Raw genomic sequence first — 3,128 nt, 5'->3', positions numbered from 1 at the left:
CTAAGAAACCATGCGATAGAGGAACTGGTACTCAACGCCAGCCACTTAATTTTTCCATTATCAATACTGCTTAATTCTTAACCGAAAAGTATTGGATTCTGACAACAATTGCGCTATTAAGTCGCCTAAAGCTTGCACAAAGGCGGATAAGGGAATATTACGATTGAATTGGTCAAACTTACCTTTAATGAAATAACCCTGCTGACGGGTAATTGGTTTGTGGACTTCATTCACCACAGCAGTTTTACCAATCCCGGAAAATCCCGCTACTAGCATGATTTCTGATATGCCGTGAGTCACACGCTCAAATGCTTGTAATAAGCTATTTACTTGTGCTTCTCTGCCATATAATTTTTCTGGGATGAGGAAGCGATCGCAGACATCCCACTGACCGATTTCAAAATCTCTAATTTCTCCTGTATCTCGGAGTTGGGCTAGACAAAGTTCTAAATCATGCTTTAATCCCAAGGCACTTTGATATCTATCTTCGGCGTTTTTCGCCATTAACTTCATGACAATATCCCATAAGACTTTTGGTATTTCTTTACTTCTGCTTTCTAGTTGCTGTGGCATTTTTGTCAGATGATAATGTACCAACTGCATGGGGTCATCACAATTAAATGGTAACTCTCCGGTTAATATTTCATACAATGTTACACCCAGACAATAATAATCGCTGCGGTAATCGATGCCACGGTTCATTCTGCCTGTTTGTTCTGGAGAGATATAGGCGAGAGTTCCTTCTAAAACATTTGGACTTTTAATTTCTGGGGTTTCTTTAGGTAGTAATGAAGCAATACTAAAGTCAATGATTTGAATTTGCTTTGTTTTGGGATGAATCAGAATATTTGCTGGTTTAATATCTTTATGAATAATGCGATTTTCGTGTAAACCGTGGAGAATGCGGACTAGTTGAATAGCAATATTAAAAACTTCTACTAAGGATATATTTGAGTTTTTAATGTATTCTCTTAAAGAAATTTCTCCGGAATCTACCATCACTAAGATATAGCCATTGCCATAGGTTTCTAGCGATAAGGGATGAATAATTCCAGCAATGTTGAGATTTTTACTGATTGTATACTGATGGCGAAATTGTAGTAATTCATTAAAACTGGGATACTCTGAGGTCAGAAGTTTAATAACGACTGGAAGTTGGTCTGATTGGCGGATAGCTCGATATACGTTGGTTCTGGAGCCAGCGTACAGTTGAAAGTTAATTTGATATCCTGGAATGATAAAGTTCACAGTAGTCATCTATATACCTTATGACAGAATTTAGTTTTCCTTATTGACATTAGTATTCCCATCAACTTGATGTTGGATAACGCTATCGAGAGTAATTAATAGTGGGACTTAGACAAAAATATCTAAAAAAGAGCCTAAAATCTATATATAGAAGGACTTTTACATCGTTTTGCAAGAGTTCTATTGATATATCTGGGTTTGGGGCATTTTTGAGTATTTGGCGTATTTCCCTTACCCTGTATGGGTTTTAGGCTTGTTTGTTCCTCAAAAATGTTTAAGTCCCATTAGCTGTACCGTTGGCTTTTCTTAGTGCCATTCGGTAAAGCATCTTTAATCCGAACTCGTTGTGGGCGATAACTTTCATAAAGTGCATCTTTTAGCCCTTCGCTTGCAGTCCACTCGACAACCTTATAATTTAGAGAACATCAAGAAATTGGGATATTTCTTGATGTTGCGGTGTCGAGTGCCTCTGTTTCGGCTTGACAAGACTTAAAGAAACCGCAATTAACGCAGTTGGTTGAGCAGAAAAGAAAACTCAGAGCTATGACTTACAAGAGTGGCAAAGACATAGCAGGATAATTTGTTGTCTGAAGATAAGAACGATCGCCAGTTTGTTTAACGGAACCATCAGGCGACGCCGAATAGCCCGTTGTAGACATCGCTCTTTTTACTTTGCTATACTAAACTACTACTTACCGATTGAGTTGCAGTTGTTTTAACTTTTAAAAAAGTTGATAATAGTTGATAATATCTATACTGCAAAAGTTTTGGATTAGGACAGTAGATTATGACATTGAAAAACACCTTTGGTGAATATAGTTTTGTCACTAAATTAGACGTTACCAATCTGGAAGCTAGTGTCGAGTGGTACAAGGACAAACTCGGTTTAGTTCCTGAATCCAAATATGACACGCCTGGGTGGAGACAGTTAAGTATCCCTGATATTGGGAATTTTGCAATTGGATTGAACTTAAGTAACTCTGTTGTTGCAGGTAGTGCTGTTAGTACCTTTGTTGTAAACAATATAGTTGCTGCTCGTCAAAGCCTTATTGAAAAAGGAGTTGAAGTTGGGCCAATTACAGATGTCGGCCACGGAGTTCAATTGTCTGTCTTCAAGGATATTGACGGCAACTTGTTGGGGCTGAGGCAAAATCCGTAGTCAACACCCAAGCTTCCTGCACAGCTTGGGATTCAAGCTTTGTCATAGGTCGAACTTGTCCCTCTGCTGTTGGTAAAATGTCCACAACTTGTGGACATTTTTGCAGGTTGTCCACAACAATTGCTGCATCGACTAGCTGGTAAGAACGAGAACGATTGTAGCCAAATCTATCCAGGCAGTACTCATCAAAGGTTGAATGGGTCGAACGGTACAGTCTGCAATGCCTGCGGCAACGTCAGAGACGAACGCGCAATTTTGCCAGTGCCTTACCTGCTTCAAAAAACGCCCGCTGCACTTTTCTCTCCAAGTGTAGGCGGTAAGCGTAGCCATCCCGTCAGGCTTATCGCTTTGCTCCTCCTCGGTCAACTCTGTTACTTCAACAGCAGTAACGGGAGCAACGCGATTTTCTAAAGTTGGACTTTAAACGAGCGATCGCACTACCTCTAGCATCTGGTTAAAAGTCTCTGTTCGTATACCACACAAGCGTTTAAAGTCTTCTGGCTTTAAGCTTTTTACTTGTTCGTAGGTCATCAATGCTACCCAACTCTAACCTAGTTGTCCCACGTATTTGGGACTGTTATAAAGTAGAAGACTAATCACAAACTCTGCTCAGAGATGGTATGTCTTTTTTCTGTTTCATGCAACAAAGCTATTCATTAGGATTATGGCTGTTTGAATTTGCGATATTATCATATTGTTTTGGCAAACGTAAGCGCCATGT

1 protein-coding gene and 1 pseudogene are annotated in these 3,128 nt (G+C 39.5%); one reads left to right on the top strand and one right to left on the bottom strand.

Annotated elements, in window-relative coordinates:
* Positions 1-87: 87 nt before the first annotated feature.
* Positions 88-1,257 (bottom strand): annotated as a pseudogene (locus V7K21_RS24950) (protein kinase domain-containing protein); the annotation flags it as partial.
* Positions 1,258-2,035: 778 nt separating this feature from the next.
* On the opposite strand from V7K21_RS24950, the gene V7K21_RS24945 reads away from it, so the two are divergent.
* A complete protein-coding gene (locus V7K21_RS24945; protein WP_335177980.1) occupies positions 2,036-2,407 on the top strand; it encodes a VOC family protein in 372 nt (123 codons plus the stop codon).
* The last annotated feature ends 721 nt before the right edge of the window (positions 2,408-3,128 follow it).

Source organism: Nostoc sp., assembly GCF_036919595.1.
GTDB lineage: Bacteria > Cyanobacteriota > Cyanobacteriia > Cyanobacteriales > Nostocaceae > Nostoc.
Note: the sequence above shows the minus strand (reverse complement) of the source record. Positions and strands in the feature narration are given on the sequence as shown.